Below are 21,907 nucleotides of genomic sequence, written 5' to 3' on the forward strand. Positions count from 1 at the left end.
TCACTGGAAGTCGCGCGAGCGGTGCGGGGTGCCGACGCGCAGATCCTCGAACCCGTCGGCCAGCAGGTTGATCACGCCCTCCTCCGAACGCTCGAGCATGCCGCGCGCGATGAGGGCGGGGCTGTCGCGGACGACGTGGCGGAACCGCTTCCACACGCCCTCGGAGCAGATGACGTTCATGAGCCCGTGCTCGTCCTCGAGGTTCAGGAAGGTCACGCCGGACGCCGTCGCGGGGCGCTGCCGGTGCGTCACGAGGCCAGCGATCTCGACGCGCCTGCCCACCTCGTGGGTCAGGAGATCGCGCGAGGTGAGCACGCCGCGCGCGTCGAGCGGGCCGCGGAAGTGCGTGAGCGGATGGTCGTCGGTCGAGATGCCCGTGGCCCAGAGGTCGCCCGCGAGGCGCTCGTAGGCCGACGGATCGGCGAACAGGGGCGGCTGCACCGACTGGGCCGTTCCCGCGAGGTACTCGGGCCGGTCGTCGGCCGCCGCGCCCGCGAGCCACAGGGCCTCGCGGGTCTCGTGTCCGAGTGACGCGAACGCACCGGCCGTCGCGAGCGCCTCGAGGTGCGCCTCGGTCGCGCCCGTGCGGCGCACGAGGTCGTTGAGCGACGCGTAGGGCCCGTTCGCCGCGCGCTCGTCGGCGATGCGCCGCGCCATGCGCGCGCCGACGCCGGTGACGCTCGCGAGCCCCAGCCGCACCGCGAAGCCGCCGTCGCGGCGGTGCGCGGCCGAATCGTCGGGAAGGGAGCGGTCGAACGGGGGAGGGACGGCCGAGGAGTCGACGGGAGCGTGGTCGCGGAGGCACGCGTCGCGGCCCGTCGGCGCCGTGCGGCCCGGATCGATCGGCTCGAGCTCCTCCTCGGCGCCCGAGCGGTTGACGTCGGGGCGCAGCACCCGCACGCCGTGGCGGCGCGCGTCGGCCGTGAGCGTCGCGGGCGAGTAGAAGCCCATGGGCTGCGAGCGCAGGAGCCCCGCGAGGAACGCCGCCGGGTAGTGCAGCTTGATCCACGACGAGGCGTAGACGAGCAGCGCGAACGACAGCGAGTGCGACTCGGCGAAGCCGAAGTTCGCGAACGCCTGGATCTGGGCGTAGATCCCGTCGGCGACGTCGCGCGGGATCCCGTTGCGCTCCATGCCGGCGAAGAGCTTCTCGCGGAGGCTGTCGATCCGCTGTTGCCCGCGCTTGGATCCCATCGCGCGGCGCAGGAGGTCGGCGTCCTCTCCCGTGCAGTCGCCGACCGCCATCGCCATCTGCATGAGCTGCTCCTGGAAGACGGGGATCCCCAGGGTGCGCGCGAGCACGGGCTCGAGCTTCGGGTGCGCGTACGTGACGGGCTCCTGGCCGAGCTTGCGGCGGACGAACGGGTGCACGGCGCCGCCCTGGATGGGGCCGGGGCGGATGAGCGCGATCTGGATCACGAGGTCGTAGAAGCGGCGCGGCTGCAGGCGGGGGAGCAGCCCCATCTGCGCGCGTGACTCGACCTGGAACACCCCCACGGCGTCGGCGCGGCACAGCATGTCGTACACGGCGGGCTCCTCGCGCGGCAGGTCGCGCAGGCCGAAGCGCTCTCCCGTCGACGCCGCGATGAGGTCGAAGCAGTGCTGCAGCGCCGCGAGCATGCCGAGGCCCAGGAGGTCGAACTTCACGAGGCCCATCCAGGCCGCGTCGTCCTTGTCCCACTGGATCACGGTGCGGCCGGGCATGCGGGCGTGCTCGATCGGCACGACCTCGCCCACGGGGCGGTCGGTGAGCACCATGCCGCCCGAGTGGATCCCCAGGTGCCGCGGCGTCGTGAGCAGCTCGGCGGCCTGCTCGATGACCTCGGGCGGGATGTCGTGGTCGGGGCCCGACTCGAGTGTCGCGCCCCATCGCTCGACCTGCCGCGACCAGGCGTCCTGCTGTCCGGGCGAGTAGCCGAGGGCGCGCGCGACGTCGCGGATCGCGTTCTTCGGGCGGTACTGGATGACGTTCGCGACCTGCGCCGCGTTCTCGCGGCCGTACGTCTCGTAGACCCACTGGATGATCTCCTCGCGGCGGTCGCTGTCGAAGTCGACGTCGATGTCGGGTTCCTCGTCGCGCATGGCCGAGAGGAAGCGCTCGAAGGGCAGCCGGTAGTAGATCGCGTCGACCGCCGTGATGCCGAGCAGGTAGCAGACGGCGCTGTTCGCGGCGGAGCCCCGGCCCTGGCAGAGGATCCCGCGACGGCGCGCCTCTGTGACGATGCCGTGGACGATGAGGAAGTAGCCCGGGAAGTCCTTCCGTTCGATGACGTCGAGCTCGTGGGCGATGCGCCGCCTGTCGTCTTCGGCCAGGCGTGGGTAGCGCTCGGGGACGGCGCGCCAGACGAGGTCGCGCAGGTACGACATGGGGGTGTGCCCCGCGGGCACGCTCTGCTTCGGGAGCGCGGGGCGGGCCGCGCGGAGGGGGAACGAGAGATCGACCGCGAGGTCGGCGGAGCGCTCGACGGCTCCGGGGAAGCGCGCGAACAGGCGCGCCATCTCGTCGCCCGCGCGCAGGTGCGCCTGCTCGTGCGCCGGCAGCCAGCCGTCGAGGTCGTCGAGGCTGCGCGTCGCGTGGATCGCCGCGACCGTCTGCGCCATGCGGGCGCGCGACGGCGCCGCGTAGTGCACGCTGTTCGTCGCGACGGTCTCGAGCCCCGCGCGCCTCGCGAGAAGGGCGAGCGCGTCGTTCCGGTCGTCGTCGCGCGGATCGCCGTGGTGCGTGAGCTCGACGGTGACGCTGTCGCGGCCGAAGCGTCCGACGAGATCGCCGAGCGCCCGCTCCGCCGCGCTGAGGCGCGCCTCCCGCGGGCCGCCCGAGCGGAGCGCGCGCCCCACGGCTCCCTTGCGGCAGCCCGTGAGGATCTGCCAGTGCCCGCCCGCGAGACTCGCGAGCTCGTCGCGGTCGTAGAGCGGGCGCCCCTTGTCGCGGCCGCGCAGCTGCGCCGAGGTGATGGCGCGGGAGAGGCGGTGATAGCCCTCCTCTCCGCGCGCGAGCACGACGAGGTGCTCGCCGACGGGATCGGCCTCGCCCTTCTGCGGAGCGGGGAGGTCGAGCGAGAGCTCGCTGCCGAACACCGTCCTGAGGCGCGTGTGCTCGGCGGCCTCGGCGAGGCGCACGGCGCCGTAGAAGCCGTCGTGGTCGGTGAGGGCGAGGCCCTCGAGGCCCAGGCGCTCGGCCTCCTCGACGAGCTCCTCGGGGGAGGAAGCGCCGTCGAGGAACGAATACGTCGAGTGGGCGTGCAGCTCGGCGTAGCGGGTCGCCGACCTCCCTCGCTCGATCGCGGGAGGCTCGTAGGCGCCGCGCTTGCGGCTCCACGCGGGGCTGTCGCCGCCGTCGGCCGCGGCGGGACGGCTGTCGGGGTGCCTGCCGCTCAGAGCGCGTTCGAGCTCGTTCCAGGAGATCGGCGGGTTGCGGAACCCCATCAGGCGTACCTCCCTTCGAGCCACCAGCCGTCGCCCTCGCGCACCGCGAGCCACGCGGATCCCGCGTCGTCGACGAGCTGGAAGCGCCACGCGCGGCGTGCGTGCGCGGCGTCCCACCCGCGCTCGACGACGGGCCACGGGCCCGCCCACGCCGTGACGGCGCGGGATCCGATCGCGGCCGGCTCGGCCGTGACGAAGCCGCGGTCGTCGATCGCGACCTCGGCGCCTCCCTCTCCCGTGACGCGCGCGGGGCGCGGCGGGCGGAAGACCTCGGCGGGCAGCGGATCGGGGAGGGATCCGGGCCACGGCTCGTCGCGGCGCCGCTCGGCCGTGCGCGCGTCGCCCCACGGCACGTCGGTCTCGCGCTCGGCGAGCCACCGGCCGCCCCCGAGCACGGGCGTCACGACGCCCCGGTGGCCGAGCGCCGCCTGCACGCGCGTCATCGCGTGATGGGCGCGGTCGTCTGGGCCCTGGCCGACGAGCGCGGGCTGGTGCGCGGATCCGTCGTCGACCGCCTCGGGCTCGAGCCGCACGAGCGCGACCCCGCCGTCGCTCTCGTCGCGCTCGAGCTGCCACCGCACACGGTCGACGACGCTCGCAGCGTCGAAGGTCGCGGGATGCTGCCAGACCCGCTCGCTGCGCCCGCCGAGGTCTCCCTCGATCGTGACGCGCACGGCCGTGATCACGAGGCCCTCGGCCGCGACGCCGTCGACGAACGCGTCGGCCGTCTGCCGCACGGCGAACGCCACCTGGTCGGCGATCTCGAGGGCCGGCTCGAACGCGATCTCGCGCGCGAGCTCGGGAGGAGGGATGCGCGGCACGACGGGGCGCGAGTCGAGGCCCGCCGCGAGCCGCTGCAGGCGCAGCCCGCGGAAGCCGAGGCGCTCGCGCACGCGCTCGGGATCGAGGCGCGCGACGTCGCCGAGCGTGCGCACGCCGAGCCGAACGAAGAGCGCCGCGACGTCGTCGTCGCCGAGCGCCTGGACGGGCAGGGGCGCGAGGAAGCGCCCGGCCTCTCCCGGAGGGACGACGCTGACCGGCGCGGAGGCCGCGCGCGCCGCCTGCTCGGCCGTGAACACTCCGTCGGCGACGCCCGCCCGCGCGCCCGTGACGCCCTCGGCCTCGAGGGCGTCGACGAGGGCTCGCGCCGCGGGCTCCTCTCCCCGGTAGAAGCGGGAGGGGCCGCGGGCGCGCAGGGCGGCGAGGCCGGGGCGCAGCGGCTCGATGCCGGGCGCGAGCTCTTCGAGGGCGGCGAGGACGCGATGGAACGCGCGGGCGTCGCGCTCGTCGTCGGCGCGCACGATGACGAGCCGCGCGCAGGCCGCCTGCGCGTCGCGCCGCCGCTGGCCGCGCCGCACGCCCTCGGCTCGCGCCGCGGCGCTGCACGCGACGACGCGGTTCGCGTGCATCACGGCGATCGGGGCGTCGGGGTCGGGGCGCTCGGCCCCGATCTCACGGGCGCGCGTGCGCAGGTGCGCCGTGACGGGCCAGTCGGGCAGCCACAGCACGATGACGCGCTCGGGAGCGCTCATGACGCCACCGCCTGCAGGCGCCGCCGCTCGGGCACGGCCTCGACGGATCCGGAGGGGCCGGGGAGCAGGACGCGCACCGTGCGGGGGTGCGGCATCTGCCGCCCGCGCGCCGCGATCGTCACGGAGCGCGAGGTGAGGAGCCCGCGCCCGCGGCCGAGGCCGCTCCACTCGGGCGTGTTCATCGCGAGCGATGCCTCGGCGCCCGGCCAGGGGCCCACGACGAGGAGCGCGCTGCCGCGGTCGCGCAGCCGCGCGTCGAGCCGCTGCACCTCGCCGGACGAGGCGCGGCGCGGCGGGCGCACGGCGACGAGGGGGAAGACCTCGGCCGCCGACGCCGTCGCCGAGATCCACCGGTCGCCCGGCCGCGGGATCAGCGCGATCCGCTGCGGATCCACGCCGTGCCCCGCGCCGGCCTCGGCCGACAGGTCAGGCAGGCCCACAGCCGCGCACCACGACCCCCGCCGGGACGTCTCGCCGAGGAGCGCGAGGACGAGGCTCGCCGAGTCGGGGAGCGCGTACGCCGCGCCCGGCCGGAGCCCGCCGCCGGGGAAGAGCGGCGCCAGCGCGCTCGGGACCGCGAGTCGGTCGGGCGTCGCCGTGCGACGCTGCATCTGGCCGATCTGCGTGCGCAGGCGGGTGAGCTGCGCGACCTGATCGGCCCGCAGCGCGCTCTCGCGAAGAGCCGCCATCCCCATGCCCCCAGTCTAGAAAGTATGTTCGATGATGCCAAGTGGCAGATCGATCATCTTTCGAACCTCCGACATGCGAAGCGTCGCCCCGCCGATCGCCCGTTCGCGAGTGCGAAACCGCTTCGCGAGTGCACTCGCGAGGCGGGAAGGCACTCGCGAACCGGGGCCTGTGGAGAACTTCCGACGGCGGCCCCGAGGCGGAGAGGGCCGACGCGTGGGTGCGGATCCGCGCGTATGCGCCCCTCATGCCGCCCGATGCGTTCTTCGTCGGTGCGACGGCCGCCCTGATCGGAGGGGCGCCCCTCCCGGGGGGCTCCATGCCGAGCTCGACGTCGCGCTCCGGTTCCCGCGCACGCCGCCGCGCAGATCCGGGATCCGCGGGCCTCGCGTCTCGGTGGACGGGCACGTGGCCGAGGTCGCGGGTCTGCGCACGTCCGATCCCGCGCTCACGTGGGCGAACCTCCGCCGCTCGCTGTCGCGTGCCAGGACCGGATCCTCGTCTCGCCCCGAGACGTGGACGCGCCTCATGCTCGTCGACGACGGGCTCCCCGAGCCCGAGATCGACTACGACATCGTCGACGAGAGCGGCCGCTTCGTCGCCTGCGCCGACCTCGCCTACCCCGAGCGCCGGGTCCTCATCGAGTACGAGGGCGAGGGGCACAGGGAGCGGGCGCAGTTCGAGCGCGACATCGACCGCTATGCACGGCTGCAGGCGCTCGGCTGGCGCGAGGTCCGGCTGACGGCGCGCCTCGTCTTCCACGACCGGCGTGAGGTGCTGCGGCGCGTCTGGGAGACGGTCGGGCGGTGACCCGTCCGTTCGCGAGTGCCGTTCCGCCTCGCGAGTGCACTCGCGAGGCGGAAGCGCACTCGCGAAGCCGGGATCAGTCCAGCAGGCCCACGTTCTCGAGGCGCTTCGCGATGCCCGCACCGTCGTCGTCCGTGACCCACGGCACGCCCGCGGCCGAGTGGTCGTCGACCGACGTGCGGCCGCCCGCGAGAACCGCCTCGGCCGGCGTCAGGCGGCGGATCGCGACGCCCGCGACGGAGGAGGGATGGTCGCGTGTGAACTCGGTGTAGATCTCGTCGTCGTGCTGGCCGTCGTCGCCGATCAGCAGCCACTCGACGTGCGGGAACTCCTCGGCGAGGCGGCGGAGGTTGCTCTCCTTGTGCTCCCGCCCGCTGCGGAACCACCTGTCGTGCGTCGGGCCCCAGTCGGTCAGCAGCATCGATCCACGGGGGAACAGGTTGCGGTGCAGGAAGCGGTTGAGCGTCGGCGCGACGTTCCACGCGCCGGTCGAGAGATAGACCATCGGCGCGCCGGGGTTCTGCCGCATGAGTCGCTCGAGCAGGACGGCCATGCCGGGGACGGGCTGGCGCGCGTGCTCGGTCACGACGAACGAGTTCCACGCCGCGAGCAGCGGGCGCGGGAGCGCCGTGACCATGACGGTGTCGTCGACGTCGCACACGACGCCGAAGCGCACGGCGGGATCCACGACGAAGACGCGCGCCTCGACGGGCTCGGATCCCGAGGTCGAGACCTCGTAGGTCTGCCAGCCCGGCTCGAGCGCGGCGGGCAGCACGACGTCGACGACGCCGCCGCGGTCGGCCACGACGTCGTGCGTCTGCCCCGAGACCGTCACCGTCACGGTCGTGTAGGCGACGGGGATCCCGAGGAACGCCCGGAAGCCGCGCACGCCCGCGCGCTTCTCCTTCGCCTTCGGCAGGATCAGCACGCGCCCGAGGACGCGGATCCACCCGTCGCCGCCGTAGGCCGGGAACGGCACGATCTGCGGCACGAGGCCCCGGCGACGGGCGCGGCGCTCGCGCCACGCGTGGAAGCGACGCTCGATACGGGCGACCCAGTGGATCCTCGGGGACTCGTCGCTGCGGACGGAACGGGAAGGCATCGCGCTCAGTCTTTCATGTGGCGCTTCTCGCGCCACTCGATGACCTTCTTTCCGAGGAAGATCGCCAGGAGGCCGATCGCGATGATCGCGATGAAGACGTATCCCGCGTAGTGCGCGCTGTCGGCGAGCTCGCGGTAGCTCTGGGCGGCGCCCGCCGCGATCGCGATGTAGATGCCCGACCAGAGGACGCATGCGGGCGCCGTCCAGGCGAGGAACCGCTTGAGCGAGTACCCCGACATCCCGACCGTGAGCGGGACGATCGAGTGCATGACGGGGAGGAAGCGCGAGAGGAAGATCGCGATCCCGCCGCGCCTGCGGAGATAGGTCTCGGCGCGATCCCAGTTGCGCGCCCCGATGCGCCGGCCGAGCCAGGAGGTGCGCAGGTGCGGGCCCGCCCATCGGCCGAGGAGGTATCCGAGGGTCTCGCCGGTCATCGCGCCGACGACGACGCACGCTCCGAGGACGATGCCGTCGGCGAGCCCCGTGACGCCCATCGCGCTCACGATGACGATCGTGTCCCCCGGAACGACGAGGCCGATGAGAACGCTGGTCTCCAGGAGGATCGCGACCCCCGCGATGAGATCGCGCAGCCACGGATCCACGCTCTGCACCACGTCGAGGATCGTGGTCAGAACATCGTTGATCATCGCGTCAGCCTACGCGGCGGTAATCTGGGATCTCCCGATCTTCCGCGCAGGCGCTTCGTCGTGCGCGCGCACCGCTGAATCGATAGGCACCCATCGACGTGACACAGAACATCGCCCCCGAGACCCCCGCGAACGACGCCGCCATCGACGTGCACGCCATCCAGGCGAAGTGGCAGTCCTACTGGGCCGAGAACGACACCTTCGTCGCCGGCGGCGAGAACGACACGCGCCCGCGCAAGTACGTCCTCGCGATGTTCCCGTACCCGTCGGGCGACATGCACATGGGTCACGCCGAGAACTACCTCTACAGCGACATCGTCGCGCGGTTCTGGCGCCACCGCGGCTATAACGTCCTGCACCCCGTCGGGTGGGACTCCTTCGGCCTGCCCGCCGAGAACGCGGCGATCCAGCGCGGTGCCGACCCCCGCGAGTGGACCTACGCGAACATCGACCAGCAGAAGGCGAGCCTTCACAACTACGGCGTCTCGTTCGACTGGTCGCGCGTCCTGCACACGTCCGACCCCGACTACTACGGCTGGAACCAGTGGCTGTTCCAGCAGATGTACGACAGGGGCCTCGCGTACCGCAAGGAGAGCCCCGTCAACTGGTGCCCCAACGACCTGACGGTGCTCGCCAACGAGCAGGTCGTCGACGGGCTGTGCGAGCGCTGCGGCGCCGTCGTCGAGAAGAAGAAGCTCACGCAGTGGTTCTTCAAGATCACCGAGTACGCCGACCGCCTCCTCGACGACCTCAACCAGCTCGAGGGCGAGTGGCCCACGAAGGTGCTGCAGATGCAGCGCAACTGGATCGGCCGCTCGGTCGGCGCCGACATCGACTTCGCGGTCGAGGGCCGCGAAGAGAAGGTCACGGTCTTCTCGACGCGCCCCGACACGCTGCACGGCGCGACCTTCATGGTCGTCGCTCCCGACAGCGACCTCGCCGCCGAGCTGGCAGTGGGATCCGACGCCGAGACGCGCATGCGCTTCCAGGACTACCTGGAGAAGACGCAGAAGCAGACCGACATCGAGCGCCAGTCGGCCGACCGCGAGAAGACCGGCGTCCCGCTCGGCCGCTTCGCGATCAACCCCGTCAACGGCGAGCGGCTGCCGATCTGGGCCGCCGACTACGTGCTCGCCGGCTACGGCCACGGCGCCGTCATGGCCGTGCCCGCCCACGACCAGCGCGACCTCGACTTCGCGCTGAAGTTCGACCTCCCCGTCAAGATCGTCGTCGACACGACGGCGCCCATCACGGGAGCGATCCCCGTGATCGAGTTCGACGAGGCCGGCGACCCGATCGACCCCACCCCGCTGCCCGCCCCCGTCGAGACGGGCGAGGCGCTCACGGGCGAGGGCCGTCTCGTGAACTCGGGCGAGCTCAACGGCATGTCGAAGCGCAACGCGATCTCGCGCATGATCGAGATCCTCGAGGCCTCGGGCACCGGGCGCCGAGCGAAGCAGTACCGCCTGCGCGACTGGCTGATCTCGCGACAGCGCTTCTGGGGCACCCCGATCCCCATGATCCACACGGAGGACGGCCGGATCGAGAAGGTCCCCGCCGACCAGCTCCCCGTGACGCTGCCGCAGGCGAAGGACCTCGACCTCAAGCCGAAGGGCAAGTCGCCCCTCGGCGCCGCCGCCGGATGGGTCGAGACGACCGATCCCGTGACGGGCGAGAAGGCGCTGCGCGACCCCGACACGATGGACACGTTCGTCGACTCGTCCTGGTACTACATGCGCTTCCTGTCGCCGGGGAGCACCGACGCGCCCTTCGACCCGAAGGACGCGCAGCGCTGGGCTCCGGTCGACACCTACATCGGCGGCGTCGAGCACGCGATCCTGCACCTGCTCTACGCGCGCTTCATCACGAAGGTCCTCTTCGACATGGGCCTCGTCGACTTCACCGAGCCCTTCTCGAGCCTCATCAACCAGGGCATGGTCCTGCTCGACGGCTCGAAGATGTCGAAGTCGAAGGGAAACCTCGTGCAGGTCACCGACGAGATCGCGGCGCACGGATCCGATGCGGTTCGCGTCGCCCTCGCGTTCGCGGGCCCCGTCGAGGACGACAAGGACTGGAAGGACGTCTCGACCGCGGGCGCGACGAAGTTCCTCGCCCGCGCCCTGCGTGCGGCCGGCGAGGTCACGAGCGAGACGGGCGTCAAGTGGGCCGACGGCGACACAGCCCTGCGCCGCGTGACGCACCGCCTCATCGCCGACGCCCCCGGCCTCGTCGAGCAGACGAAGTTCAACGTCGTGGTCGCGCGCCTCATGGAGCTCGTCAACGCGGTCCGCAAGACGATCGACCAGGGTCCCGGTGCGGGCGACCCGGCCGTGCGCGAGGCGCTCGAGGTCGCGGCGATGGTCCTCGACCTCTTCGCGCCGCACACTGCCGAGGAGATGTGGGCGGCGCTCGGGTACGAGCCGTCTATCAGCCAGGTCGCGTGGCGCGAGGCCGACCCGACCCTGCTGGTCGAGGAGGAGGTCACGGCCGTCGTGCAGGTCAACGGCAAGGTGCGCGCGCAGCTGCAGGTCTCGGCGAAGATCGGGGCCGACGAGCTCGAGCGCCTCGCGCGCGCCGACGAGAAGGTGCTGCGCGCCGTCGGCGACAAGGAGATCGTCAAGGCGATCGTCCGTGCGCCCAAGGTCGTGAGCCTCGTCGTGAAGTGACGCGGCGGCGGCGCGGGTCATCGTTCGCGCCAGATCGTGAGGTCCGGGCTCGTGCTGATCAGCACGAGCCCGTCTTCGTCTGAGCGGGCGACCGACGCGCCCGCCTGGGCGAGCACGGCGAGGGTGTCGGGGTTCGGGTGCCCGTAGTCGTTCTCGCCGACCCCGATGAGGGCGACCTCGGGCGCCACCTCGAGGTACAGCCGCGGAAGCTGGTCGCGGCTGCCGTGGTGCGAGACCTTCACGACGTCGTAGGCGCCGCCGAGCTCGGGCTCGAGAAAGCTCTGCGACGCCTCGGACAGATCGCCGAGCAGCAGGGTGCGCGGGATCCCTCCGCCCGCGACGTCGAGCACGAGGCTCGTGTCGTTCCCGGGTTCGAAGGCCCGGGATCCGGCTCGCGGCCACAGCAGGCGCCACGCGGCCGTTCCGAGCGCGCCCGACATTCCCGCCGATCCCTCGACGACGCGGTCGGCGCCGAGCCCCTCGAGCACCTCGGGGTCGTCGTCGGGGTCCGCCGGGCCGTGGATCACGGTGCCGACACGGCCCGCGAGCGCCTCGGCCCCGCCGACGTGATCGGCGTCGAAGTGGGTCACGAAGGCGATGTCGACGTGCGAGACGCCGAGCCGGTCGAGGCAGGCGGCGAGCGCTGCGGGCTCCGGCCCCGTGTCGACGAGGGCGGTCGCACCCGCTGAGCGCAGCAGGACGGCGTCGCCCTGGCCGACATCGCACAGCGCGATGGACCAGTCGCGCGGCGCGGTGAGGGGCCCCGCGACGCTCGTGACGGCGACGGATCCCGCGGCGACGCCGAGGACGAGCGCGAGGACCGCCGCCGAGGCCCGGCGCACGGCGCGGCCGGCGGAAGACGGCGGGACGCGCACGATCAGGGCGACGGCGCAGACCCCGAGCGCGGCGAGCGCGAGGAAGCCGAGTGCGCCGCCCGCCCACCCGAGGTCCGCCGCCGGCAGGCCCGCGAAGACCTGGGCGGTCTGCGCGACCCATGCCGACGGCAGCCAGGCGAGCGCCGCCGCCCCGAGTGCGAGGGGCGGGAAGGGCTGAGCGAGGCAGGCGACGAGGCCGAGGACTGTGGCGGCCGGGGCCGCGGGACCCGCGATCATGTTGGCGACGACGCCGTAGAGAGCGACCTGCGGCGCGAAGAGGACGATGATGGGCGCGCACACGACCTGGGCCGCGAGCGGCACCGCGATCCCGAGCGCGACGGCGCGCGGCATCCACCGCCCGAGCCCATCCGCGAGCGGCTGGGCGAGCAGCAGGAGCGCACCCGTCGCGGCGGCCGACAGCAGGAAGCCGTAGTCGGTCGCGAGCCAGGGATCGGCGACGACGAGCGACGCGACGGCGAGGCTCAGCACCGCGACCCCCGCGCCCTGGCGGCCGAGGAGCACGGCGAGCATCGCGACCGCCGCCATCGCGCCGGCCCGGATGACGCTCGCCTCGGGGGTCACGAGTACGACGAATCCGGCGAGAGCGGCGAGCGAGACGCCGAGCCGCACGCTGCGGCGCGCGCCGCACGCGGCGCAGGCCCCGAACGCGATGCCGACGACGAGCGCGCAGTTCGCTCCGGAGACCGCCGTCAGGTGCGAGAGCGACGACGCCTTCATCGCGGCGTCGAGGTCGAGCCCCACCCCGCTCGTCTCGCCGACCGAGAGGCCGGGGAGCAGACCCGCACCCGGGGCGGGGAGCCCGCGCACGACGTCGCCGACGAAGCCGCGTCGGAGGGTGCTCGCGGCGCCGTACACGTGAGGCGGCGGGTCGCGCACGCGCACGTCGTCGGCGAAGACGATCGCGACCGACGCGTCGCCGGGCCCCGTGGGGCGCGCGCCGCCGTCGACCTCGACCCGCGCCCCGAGGTCGAGCCCCGCGACGGGGCCGTCGGCAGGCCAGAGCACCGTGACCGTCGCTCCCGTGGCGACGGCGGTGCCGGTGAAGCGCAGCTGTCCGGACCCTGGTTCGACCTTCGTCGTGACGTCGACGACGAGGCCCGCGGCGACGCCGTCGAGCTCGTCGGCCGCGGCGTCTCGCGCGGGCTGCAGGATCGCGACGTGCCCCGTGACGAGCGCGGCCCCGGCGCAGGCGACGAGGACGAGGGCCGCGACGGGCGCGCGTCGAGCGGCCGCGAGGCACGAGACGGCCGCCGCCCACAGCCCCGCGGAGATGCCGCCGGCGGCGTGGGGGAGGAGGACCGCGGCGAGCGCCGCCGCCCACACCGCGAGCGCGACGGGCAGGAGGCGCAGATCGCGGGAGGTCATACCGTCACGAGCGGGCGCAGGGACTCGAGCACCTTGGGCCCGATGCCCGAGACCGACAGGAGGTCGTCGACCGTCGCGAAGGGGCCGGCCGTGGTGCGCTGGTCGATGATCCTCTGCGCAAGGGCGGGGCCGATCCCGGGGAGCTCCTCGAGCGCCGCGGCGTCGGCGGTGTTGATGCTGACGGGCGCGGCCGGCGCGGGATCCCCGCCCGAGGCGGCGGGCGCGGCGGGCGCCTCGCCCTCGGCCGGCACGACGAGCTGCTCGCCGTCGGTCACGAGACGGGCGAGGTTGACCGTGTCGGTCGCGGCGTCGTCGGCGAGCCCTCCCGCCGCCGAAACCGCGTCGACGACACGAGCCCCCGTGCCCAGCACGTAGAGCCCGGGAGACGCGACGGCTCCCGACACGTGGACGTAGAGCTCACCCGCGAGGTCGGCGGCGGGGGCGGAGGCCGCGGGGGAGTCCGCCCCCGCGATGACCTCGACGGGCGCCGTCGCGCCGCGCCAGATGCCGATCGCGACCGTGATCGCGAGCGCGAGGAGGCCGAGCGCGATCGCCGCTCCGACGCCGAGGCGGAACCGCGGCGACCGGCGTTCGTACTCCTCGAGCTCGGCCATGGCGCGACGCTACGGCCGTCCGGTCGTCGACCGCCCCGCGGCGGCGCGCGATCATCGGACAACCGGGCGGAATCGGGGCCTGTGGACGCGCTGACCCCGGCGCCGACACGCCCGACCGCGGCCCGTGTCAGTGGCGCTCACTACCCTGGAGACATGGCCTCTCCCCGTCGCACGAAGAGCGCGCCCGCGTCGGCGATCCCGCAGCTGTCGTGGCGATCGCCGCAGCCCGCGCCGATCGTCCTGATCTCGGGGCCCGAGGAGGTGTGCGCCGAGCGGGCGGGTGCCTCGGTGCGCGAGCAGCTCAAGGCGGCCGATCCGACGGTCGAGATCACCGACCTGCGTGCAGACGACTATGCGCCGGGCACCCTCCTGGCCGTGACGTCTCCGTCTCTCTTCGGCGAGCCGCGGCTCGTCCGCGTCGAGGCGGTCGAGAAGTGCTCCGACGCCTTCCTGCAGGAGGCCATCGCCTACCTCGAGGCGCCGCAGGACGGCGCGACCCTCGTGCTGCGGCACACGGGCGCGACGGTGCGGGGCAAGAAGCTGCTCGACGCGATCCGCTCCGGCTCAGGCGGCGGCGTCGAGATCGCCTGTCCCGCGATCAAGAACGACCGCGACAAGGCCGACTTCGCGGCGGCCGAGTTCCGCCAGGCCGATCGCCGCATCGATCCCGGGGCGCTGCGGGCGCTCGTGCAGGCGTTCTCGGGCGACGTCACCGAGCTCGCCTCCGCCTGCCAGCAGCTGCTGCAGGACGTCGAGGGCGAGATCACCGAGAAGATCGTCGAGCGCTACTACGGGGGCCGCGTCGAGACGACGGCGTTCGAGGTCGCCGACACGGCGATCGCCGGCGACTACGGGCGGGCGCTCGTCTCGTTGCGCCACGCGCTCGACTCGGGCGCCGACCCGGTTCCGCTCGTCGCCGCGTTCGCGATGAAGCTCCGCACGATGGCGCGCGTGGGCAGCAGGCGCGGCGGCACGCGGCAGGTGGCGCAGGAGCTGAAGATGCCCGACTGGCAGGTCGAGCGAGCGCGCCGCGATCTGCAGAACGGTTGGACCGAGCGCTCGCTCGGCCTCGCGATCCAGGCCGTCGCGCGGGCCGACGGCGAGGTCAAGGGCGCGTCGCGCGACCCCGTCTTCGCACTCGAGCGCATGGTCTCGGTCATCGCGACGCGCGCGCCCTTCGGGGCGTAGCGCCGGCGCATACGACGAAGGCCCCGCACCGTGAGGTGCGGGGCCTTCGAGCAGGAGATCAGCCGATCAGAGAGCGGCGATCTTCGCGGCCAGCGCCGACTTGCGGTTCGCGGCCTGGTTCTTGTGGATGACGCCCTTGCCGGCGGCCTTGTCGAGCTTCTTCGCGGCCTTGGCGAAGGCGGTCTCGGCGGCGGCCTTGTCGGCCGTCGCGATGGCCTCGCGCGTCTTGCGGACGAGCGTCTTCAGCTCGCTCTTGACAACGCGGTTGCGCTCGCGAGCCTTCTCGTTGGTCTTGATGCGCTTGATCTGCGACTTGATGTTTGCCACGTCGGTGAGACTTTCGTTCAGGTGTGCTTCGGATGTTGTCGGCGCACAGTAGAGGGGCTGTCGCTCGACGGTGTGCGGTGTGGGCCGCACGCAAGCCAAGGACCAATGCTACCAGGTCGCCCCCGCGCGAACCGTAGCGACGGCCAGGTCGATCACGGCGTTCGCGACGCGGGGCCGCATCGCCGTCACGAGGTGCGTCGCGCGGGGCACGACGACGAGCTCTGCGCGCGGCACCAGGCGCGTGAAGGCGCGCTCGTTGAGGCGCAGCTGGTCGAACTCGCCGTTCGCGAACCACACGGGCATCGCGCGCTTCTGGATCCGGGCGAGCGGCCGCACGAGGTCGAGGCCCGCGAGGCTCGCGAGCGCCTGGTCCTCGGCGGCGAGCGCATACCCGCCCGCGGCGAAGACGTCGCGCGACTCGACGGGCAGCTGGGCGGCGAGAGCGAGGCGCACGACCCCCATGCCCTGCCCGGGGAGGCGCTGCACGCCGCGGGAGAGGATCCGGTAGGCGGCGAGCCCCGGCCCGCGGGGGAACGCCGTACACGAGAACGCGACGAACGCCGCGACGGGGGGAGCACATCCGGCCCTCCCCACGTAGGCGGTCGTGAGGAGGCCGCCCATCGAGTGCCCGACGAGGACGACAGGCCCCGCGGAGGCCGCCGACGCGACGGCCCGGTCGATCGAGGCGAGCGCCTCGTCGAGCGCCCACTCCTCGTCGATGCGGGATCCGTGCCCCGGCAGGTCGATCGCGTGCACCGCGACCCCCGCGTCCTGCAGGTGCTCGACCTGCGGCCGCCACATCGTCGCCGACGTGCGGATCCCGTGCACGAGGACGACCTGGGGATCCATGCCGCGAGCGTACCGCGCACGGCGAAGCGGCCGGCCCCGTGAGGGGACCGACCGCTTCGGAGAGGCGTCAGTGAGACGTCACTCGGCCATCCAGCCGAAGTCCTCGACGGGGTGCACACCGAACATGTCGAGGCCCGTATAGACCTCGGGCGAGAGGTTCGCCAGGCCCGTCTTGACGGTCCAGATCTCGGGGCCCGCGTAGAGCGGGAGGATGCCCCAGGTCTCCGACATGATCTCGGACTCGAGCTCCATGCCCGCGGCGGTCTGCTCGTCCTCCGTGGGAAGGGCGGCGACCTCGCTGATCTTGTCGTCGATCTCCGCGGTACCGGTGCTCGAGAGGTTGAGGCTCGAGTCGCTGCCGTAGATCTGGTTCATGTAGGCCACGCCGTAGGGGTCACCCGACGTGAACGCCAGCATCACGACGTCCCAGTCCTTGGTGCTGAGGACGGTCGCGAAGTCGGCCGACGCGCGGGCGTCGATCTCGAGGTCGACGCCGATCGCCTTCATCTGCTGCTGGATCACGCGGGCGCGCGCCTCGACGATGGGGTCGTCGCCGAAGATCGGCATGCGGACCGAGAGCGCCTCGCCGTCCTTCTCACGGATGCCGCTGTCTTCGTTCAGGGTCCATCCGGCGCCATCGAGCAGCTCGTTCGCGGCGTCCGGGTCGTACTTCCAGCCCGAGGCCGAGAGCGCGTCGACGTAACCGTCCTGGAACGGGTACAGGTTGAACGAGCCCGCGGGCTCCTCCGTGTAGTTGAGCCCGTCCCACATCACCTCGGTGATCTGCTCGCGATCGATGCCCATCATCATGGCCTCGCGGACATCGAGGTCCGAGAGCTGCGGACGCTCGGCGTTGATCTCGAACAGGTTGTTCGCGGCGCGCTGCGAGCGGTAGGTCGTGACGTCGTCCATGTCGGCGACCTGCGCGAGACGGTCGGCGGAGGAAGTCCGGACCGCGTCGACCTCGCCGTTCAGGAAGGCGTTCATGGCCGCGACGTCGTCCATCTGTCGGAACGTCATGGAGTCGAGCAGGGGCTCGTCGCCCCACCAGTTCTCGTTCGGGACGAAGGTGATCACGCCCTTGTCGAAGTCGGCGGTCTCGACCGTGTAGGGCCCCGAGCCCCACTCGGGGTGCAGCTGCGAGACATACGCGTTGTTGAACGTGTCCGCGTCGGAGACAGCGGGGTTGAGGATGTTCCAGAAGAGGCCCTCGACCCACGGGTACTCGTCCTCGAAGGTGACGATCGCCGTCTTCTCGGTGTCGCCCATCTCGACCGACTCGATCTTCTCGTAGCCGTCGGTCGACGACGGGATGTAGTCGCCTTCGCCGCGCAGGGCCTCCCACGTCGTGCGGATCGACTCCCACGTGATCGGGGACCCGTCGTTCCAGATCGCGTCGTCGGTGAAGGTGAAGGTGAGGACGCGCTTTCCGTCGACGACCTCGTTCGACCACTCGTCGAGGTAGTCGTCGTTCTTGTACGCCTCGCCCTCGGGCGTCATGTAGACGAGGGTCGGGTTGTACCAGGCCCAGATCTTCGCCCCGTTGGCGGCGCCGTCGCCCTGCATCGGGTTCTCCTGGGCGGGGAAGTCGGTGAGCGGCCACACGACGTCGCCGCCCTGCTGGAGTGCGTCGCGGTCCTGCGGGTTGTAGTCGGCGCCCGTGACGGTCTGCGCCTCTCCGGCCTCGTCGGAGCTGCCTCCGCCTGCGCAGGCGGAGAGGATCATCGCCGCGCTGGCAACGAGTGCCGCGGCTCCGATCCAGCGTGTCTTCTTCAGCATGTGAGTGGGACTCCTTTCGCGCGGATGCGCATCTGGGTGAGGGGTGCTGTGAGGGGGAGCGTTCAGCGGTGGTGGCACGCGTTCTCGTGCGCACCGTTCTCCCCGCCGAGCCGGGGCGCCTGCTCCGTGCAGATCGCCTGCTTCTCGGCGGTGAGGGTCTGGAAGAGCGGGCAGCGGCTCACGAAGGCGCAGCCCGTGATCTCGTCGGTCGGGCTCGGCAGGTCACCCGTGAGGAGGATCCGCTCGCGCGAGCGCTCGATGCGCGGATCCGGGATCGGGATCGCCGACAGCAGCGCCTGCGTGTAGGGATGCTGCGGGTCGTCGAACACGTCGTCGGTGTCGCCGATCTCGACGAACTCGCCGAGGTACATGACGGCGACCCGGTCGGCGAGGTGCCTCACGACCGAGAGGTCGTGCGCCACGACGAGATAGGAGAGGCCGAGGGTCGCCTTGAGCTCGTCGAGCAGGTTGATGACGCCGGCCTGGATCGACACGTCGAGCGCCGAGACCGGCTCGTCGAGCACGAGCAGCTTGGGGTTGGTCGCGAGCGCGCGGGCGATCCCGATGCGCTGGCGCTGCCCGCCCGAGAACGCCTGCGGGAACCGGTCGCTGTGCGCGGGGTCGAGGCCGACGAGGCCCATGAGCTCGTCGACGCGCGCGTGCGTCGCGTCGCGCGAGGTCCCGATCGTCTGGAGGGGCTCGGCGATGATGTCGAACACCGTCATGCGCGGGTCGAGCGCGCCCATCGGATCCTGGAACACGATCTGGATGTCGCGGCGCAGCGCGCGCTCCTGGGCGCCCGTGCGGACGTCCGCGACGTCGGTGCCGCCGATGGTGATCCGCCCGTCGTCGTGGGCCGCGAGATCCATGATCTCGAGAAGCGTCGTCGTCTTGCCCGATCCCGACTCGCCGACGATCGCCATCGCCTCGCCCTCGCGGATGTCGAAGCTCAGGCCCTTGACGGCGTGCACGGTGCCGACGCGGCGCTTCACGAGCGCGCCCTTCATGAGGGGGAAGGACTTGCGGAGGTTCTCGACCTCGAGCGTCGGCTTCCGCTCGGAGCGCGGCACCTCGACGATGCGCGACTCCGGGATCTCGGGCGGCGCGAACACCGGGGCGCCGCGGAAGGAGCGGTCCGCGATCGCGTCGGCGTGGATGCACGCCGCGCTGTGGTCGGGCGCGACCTCGACGAGCTCGGGCTCCCGCACGCGGCAGGCCTCGCTCGCGAGCGGGCAGCGATCCGCGAACGCGCACGCGTCGGGCAGGCCGATGAGCATCGGCGGGTTGCCCGCGATCGGGACGAGCGGCTGCTTCTCCTTCTTGTCGACGCGAGGGATCGCCCCGAGGAGGCCGATCGAGTACGGCATGCGCGTGTCGTCGAAGAGCTGCTCGACGGGCGCCTGCTCGACGGGGCGGCCCGCGTACATCACGAGGACGTCGTCGGCGATGTTCGCGACCACGCCCATGTCGTGGGTGATCATGACGACGGCGGCGCCGGTATCGCGCTGGCCGCGGCGGATCACGTCGAGGATCTGCGCCTGGATCGTCACGTCGAGGGCCGTCGTCGGCTCGTCGGCGATGATGAGCTTCGGCTCGTTGGCGATCGCCATCGCGATGACGACGCGCTGGCGCATGCCGCCCGAGAACTCGTGCGGGAAGGCCCGCATGCGCGCTTCGGCGTTCGGGATCCCGACGGTCTTCAGCAGCTCGATGCCGCGTTCCCACGCCTTCTGCTTCGTGACGCGGCGGTGCTGCCGGATCGCCTCGACGATCTGGTCGCCGATCGTGAACACCGGCGTGAGGGAGGTCAGCGGGTCCTGGAAGATCATCGACAGCCCGTTGCCGCGGATCTGCGACATCTGCTTGTCGCTCTTGCCGATCAGCTCCTCGCCGTCGAAGACGATGGATCCGCCGACGCGCGCGTAGTCGTCGAGGAGGCCCATGATCGCGAGCGAGGTGACCGACTTGCCGGAGCCCGACTCGCCGACGATGCCGAGCGATCGCCCGGGCTGGAGATCGAAGCTGACGCCGCGCACCGCGTCGACGCGGCCGGCCTCGCTCGGGAAGGAGACCGTGAGGTCGCGGACGGAGAGGATCGGTTCGGTCATGCGCGGCCTCCAGCCGCCGAGTTCGGATCGAGGGCGTCGCGCAGGCCGTCGGCGATGAACGCCATCGACACCGTGAGCAGCGTCAGCGCGAGGCCGGGGAAGAGGAACACCCACGGCGCGCTCGTCACCTGCGCCGCGCCCGTCGAGATCAGGGAGCCGAGCGACACGTCGGGCAGCTTCACGCCGAAGCCGATGAACGAGAGGCTCGTCTCGGACTGCACGGCGCCGACGACGCCGAGGGTGAAGTTGATGACGAGCAGCGACCCCATGTTGGGCAGGATGTGGCGCAGCACGATCCGGTGCCCGGGGACGCCCATGTAGCGCGCCGCCTGGATGTACTCGCGCTCGCGGATCGACAGCGAGAGCGTCCACACCGTGCGGGCGAGGAGCATCCAGCCGATGAGGATCAGCATGGCGGCGAGGACGACCCAGCTGCCGCCCGAGCCGTTCGAGATCATGGCGACGATGAGGAAGCCCGGGATCGCCATCATGAAGTGGATGACGCCGAGGACGATCCGCTGCCAGGCGCCGCCGAAGTACGCGGCGGACGCTCCGAGCACGGCCGAGATGATCGTCGTGCCGACGGCGACCGTCACTGCGATGAGGAGCGAGCGGCGGAGGCCGACGACCGTCATCGCGTACAGGTCGTTGCCCGACGTCGTCGTGCCGAACCAGTGATCCGCGCTCGGCGGGTCGTTGAGCGCGAGGAAGTCGAGCTCGATGTGGTCCCACTTGCCGAAGAGCGACCCGAAGATCGCGAACAGGACGAGGAGCGCGAAGATCCCGAGGCCGACGCTGGCCGGGATGTTGCGGAAGAAGCGGCGGCCGTAGAGGCGCATCTTCGACAGCGGGCGGGAGCGCTCGGGCATCGGCGGCGCCGTCGCGCCCTGCTCGAGGGGATCGGTGAGATCCGAGGAGATGTCCGTCATGTCAGCTCACCCGCACCCTGGGATCGAGGACGACCACCGCGATGTCGGCGAGGATCGCGCCGATGGCCGTGAGGAAGGCGCCGAACGCGGCGATCGCGACGGTGCCGTGGATGTCGTTGTGCGTCAGCGTCTGCTGGAAGTACTCGCCGAGGCCGTGCCAGTTGAAGATCAGCTCGCTGAGGATCGCGCCGAGGAAGACCGACGGGATCGTGAAAGCGATCTGCGTCGCGACGGGGATCAGAGAGGTGCGCAGGGCGTGCCGGCGGATCGCCTGGCGCTTCGTGAGGCCCTTGGCCCGCGCGGTGCGCACGTAGTCGGCCTTGATGTTGTCGAGGAGGAGCGAGCGCTGCACGAAGTGCGTCGACGCGTAGCCCACGAGGGTCATCGCGAGCGTCGGCAGCACGAGTCGGTGCAGGACGTCGACCGTCGTCTCCCAGGCGCCCGAGATCCCGATCCCGGACGGGCCCGTGACGTAGAAGATGTCGATGCCCGTGCCGCGGTTGATCTGCACCGCGATGAGGACGAAGCCGAGGGCGGCGACGATCGGCGGGATGTTCATCGTGATGATCGAGGTGAACTGGCCGATGCGGTCGCCCGTGCGGTACTGCCGGTTCGCGGTGTACACGCCGAGCGCGATCCCGAGGACCGCCGAGATGATCGTCGCGCCCGTGACGAACTCGGCCGACACGAGGGCGCGGAACGCCATCTGGCCGTTGACGCTCTGTCCCTCGGGGCTCACGCCCCAGTTCCAGTGCAGGACGATGTCCGTGATCCAGGTCCACCACCGCTCCGCGAGAGGCACGGTGTCGCTGAGGTTGCGGGGGAGCAGGATCGCGGAGATCTCGTCGTGCGTGAGAGGAGGGCGCCGACCGACGTAGTTGCTGCGCGGATCGAGGAAGTTCCACGCGAGGAAGTACACGAGGTTGGTCGCCACCACGATGATGACGACCCAGGAGAGGACTCGTCGCGTGAGATAGCGGAACAC

16 protein-coding genes are annotated in these 21,907 nt (G+C 72.1%); 3 read left to right on the forward strand and 13 right to left on the reverse strand.

The window, feature by feature from the left end:
* The 3 genes from H576_RS0103835 to H576_RS14200 are packed head-to-tail and all read right to left on the reverse strand — an operon-like array spanning position 1 to position 5,653.
* Positions 1-3,426 carry an error-prone DNA polymerase gene (locus tag H576_RS0103835; RefSeq protein WP_029149843.1) on the reverse strand — a complete coding sequence of 1,142 codons (3,426 nt, stop codon included), beginning with the start codon at positions 3,424-3,426 and terminating at the stop codon, positions 1-3.
* On the reverse strand, positions 3,426-4,958 hold the full coding sequence (locus H576_RS0103840) for a DNA polymerase Y family protein (protein ID WP_029149844.1): 1,533 nt from the start codon (positions 4,956-4,958) through the stop codon (positions 3,426-3,428). The genes H576_RS0103835 and H576_RS0103840 overlap by 1 nt, the downstream gene beginning before the upstream one ends.
* Positions 4,955-5,653 (reverse strand): hypothetical protein, encoded by a 699-nt coding sequence (locus H576_RS14200; RefSeq protein WP_036319118.1) that lies wholly within the window; start codon positions 5,651-5,653, stop codon positions 4,955-4,957. The genes H576_RS0103840 and H576_RS14200 overlap by 4 nt, the downstream gene beginning before the upstream one ends.
* A 400-nt stretch (positions 5,654-6,053) precedes the next feature.
* Between H576_RS14200 and H576_RS16860 the strand changes: the two genes are divergently transcribed.
* A complete protein-coding gene (locus tag H576_RS16860; RefSeq protein WP_029149845.1) occupies positions 6,054-6,455 on the forward strand; it encodes an endonuclease domain-containing protein in 402 nt (133 codons plus the stop codon).
* 73 nt (positions 6,456-6,528) lie between these two features.
* Here the strand turns inward: H576_RS16860 and H576_RS0103855 are convergent, their stop codons facing one another.
* Positions 6,529-7,554, reverse strand: coding sequence for an App1 family protein phosphatidate phosphatase (locus H576_RS0103855; protein WP_029149846.1), 1,026 nt, complete (start codon positions 7,552-7,554; stop codon positions 6,529-6,531).
* A gap of 5 nt (positions 7,555-7,559) precedes the next feature.
* A complete protein-coding gene (locus H576_RS0103860; RefSeq protein WP_029149847.1) occupies positions 7,560-8,198 on the reverse strand; it encodes a DedA family protein in 639 nt (212 codons plus the stop codon).
* A gap of 101 nt (positions 8,199-8,299) precedes the next feature.
* Between H576_RS0103860 and leuS the strand changes: the two genes are divergently transcribed.
* The gene (gene leuS / locus H576_RS0103865; protein ID WP_029149848.1) at positions 8,300-10,867 is read left to right on the forward strand and encodes a leucine--tRNA ligase; all 2,568 of its coding nucleotides are present in this window, start codon (positions 8,300-8,302) and stop codon (positions 10,865-10,867) included.
* Between the two features lie 17 nt (positions 10,868-10,884).
* Here leuS and H576_RS0103870 read toward each other — a convergent pair whose 3' ends face one another.
* Together H576_RS0103870 and H576_RS0103875 are read right to left on the reverse strand one after the other, a co-directional pair.
* Positions 10,885-13,128 (reverse strand): ComEC/Rec2 family competence protein, encoded by a 2,244-nt coding sequence (locus H576_RS0103870; protein ID WP_029149849.1) that lies wholly within the window; start codon positions 13,126-13,128, stop codon positions 10,885-10,887.
* Entirely contained in the window at positions 13,125-13,742 is a 618-nt protein-coding gene (locus H576_RS0103875; protein ID WP_029149850.1) for a ComEA family DNA-binding protein, read from the reverse strand. The genes H576_RS0103870 and H576_RS0103875 overlap by 4 nt, the downstream gene beginning before the upstream one ends.
* Before the next feature lie 153 nt (positions 13,743-13,895).
* Between H576_RS0103875 and holA the strand changes: the two genes are divergently transcribed.
* Entirely contained in the window at positions 13,896-14,930 is a 1,035-nt protein-coding gene (holA, locus tag H576_RS0103880) for a DNA polymerase III subunit delta (protein WP_029149851.1), read from the forward strand.
* Between the two features lie 66 nt (positions 14,931-14,996).
* Here holA and rpsT read toward each other — a convergent pair whose 3' ends face one another.
* The 6 genes from rpsT to H576_RS0103910 form a co-directional block, all read right to left on the reverse strand.
* On the reverse strand, positions 14,997-15,257 hold the full coding sequence (gene rpsT, locus H576_RS0103885; RefSeq protein WP_029149852.1) for a 30S ribosomal protein S20: 261 nt from the start codon (positions 15,255-15,257) through the stop codon (positions 14,997-14,999).
* Positions 15,258-15,365: 108 nt separating this feature from the next.
* Positions 15,366-16,106, reverse strand: coding sequence for an alpha/beta fold hydrolase (locus tag H576_RS0103890; RefSeq protein WP_029149853.1), 741 nt, complete (start codon positions 16,104-16,106; stop codon positions 15,366-15,368).
* 78 nt (positions 16,107-16,184) lie between these two features.
* Positions 16,185-17,885 carry an ABC transporter family substrate-binding protein gene (locus H576_RS0103895; protein ID WP_029149854.1) on the reverse strand — a complete coding sequence of 567 codons (1,701 nt, stop codon included), beginning with the start codon at positions 17,883-17,885 and terminating at the stop codon, positions 16,185-16,187.
* Between the two features lie 62 nt (positions 17,886-17,947).
* Positions 17,948-19,993: an ABC transporter ATP-binding protein gene (locus H576_RS0103900; protein WP_029149855.1), complete on the reverse strand. Its 2,046-nt coding sequence runs from the start codon at positions 19,991-19,993 to the stop codon at positions 17,948-17,950.
* Positions 19,990-20,922, reverse strand: coding sequence for an ABC transporter permease (locus H576_RS0103905; RefSeq protein WP_029149856.1), 933 nt, complete (start codon positions 20,920-20,922; stop codon positions 19,990-19,992). Before H576_RS0103905 ends, H576_RS0103900 begins: the two co-directional genes overlap by 4 nt.
* Before the next feature lies 1 nt (position 20,923).
* Complete coding sequence (locus tag H576_RS0103910) at positions 20,924-21,907, reverse strand: ABC transporter permease (RefSeq protein ID WP_029149857.1); 984 nt, start codon at positions 21,905-21,907, stop codon at positions 20,924-20,926.

Source organism: Microbacterium indicum DSM 19969 (assembly GCF_000422385.1).
GTDB classification, from domain to species: domain Bacteria; phylum Actinomycetota; class Actinomycetes; order Actinomycetales; family Microbacteriaceae; genus Microbacterium; species Microbacterium indicum.

What these genes read in the sequence shown, in the direction of transcription:
- H576_RS0103895 (WP_029149854.1), bottom strand. Translation starts at nt 17,885, where the DNA reads ATGCTGAAGAAGACACGCTGGATCGGAGCCGCGGCACTCGTTGCCAGC.
- holA (WP_029149851.1), top strand. Translation starts at nt 13,896, where the DNA reads ATGGCCTCTCCCCGTCGCACGAAGAGCGCGCCCGCGTCGGCGATCCCG.
- H576_RS0103875 (WP_029149850.1), bottom strand. Translation starts at nt 13,742, where the DNA reads ATGGCCGAGCTCGAGGAGTACGAACGCCGGTCGCCGCGGTTCCGCCTC.
- H576_RS0103905 (WP_029149856.1), bottom strand. Translation starts at nt 20,922, where the DNA reads ATGACGGACATCTCCTCGGATCTCACCGATCCCCTCGAGCAGGGCGCG.
- H576_RS0103900 (WP_029149855.1), bottom strand. Translation starts at nt 19,993, where the DNA reads ATGACCGAACCGATCCTCTCCGTCCGCGACCTCACGGTCTCCTTCCCG.
- H576_RS14200 (WP_036319118.1), bottom strand. Translation starts at nt 5,653, where the DNA reads ATGGGGATGGCGGCTCTTCGCGAGAGCGCGCTGCGGGCCGATCAGGTC.
- H576_RS0103840 (WP_029149844.1), bottom strand. Translation starts at nt 4,958, where the DNA reads ATGAGCGCTCCCGAGCGCGTCATCGTGCTGTGGCTGCCCGACTGGCCC.
- H576_RS0103855 (WP_029149846.1), bottom strand. Translation starts at nt 7,554, where the DNA reads ATGCCTTCCCGTTCCGTCCGCAGCGACGAGTCCCCGAGGATCCACTGG.
- H576_RS0103870 (WP_029149849.1), bottom strand. Translation starts at nt 13,128, where the DNA reads ATGACCTCCCGCGATCTGCGCCTCCTGCCCGTCGCGCTCGCGGTGTGG.
- H576_RS0103890 (WP_029149853.1), bottom strand. Translation starts at nt 16,106, where the DNA reads ATGGATCCCCAGGTCGTCCTCGTGCACGGGATCCGCACGTCGGCGACG.
- H576_RS0103835 (WP_029149843.1), bottom strand. Translation starts at nt 3,426, where the DNA reads ATGGGGTTCCGCAACCCGCCGATCTCCTGGAACGAGCTCGAACGCGCT.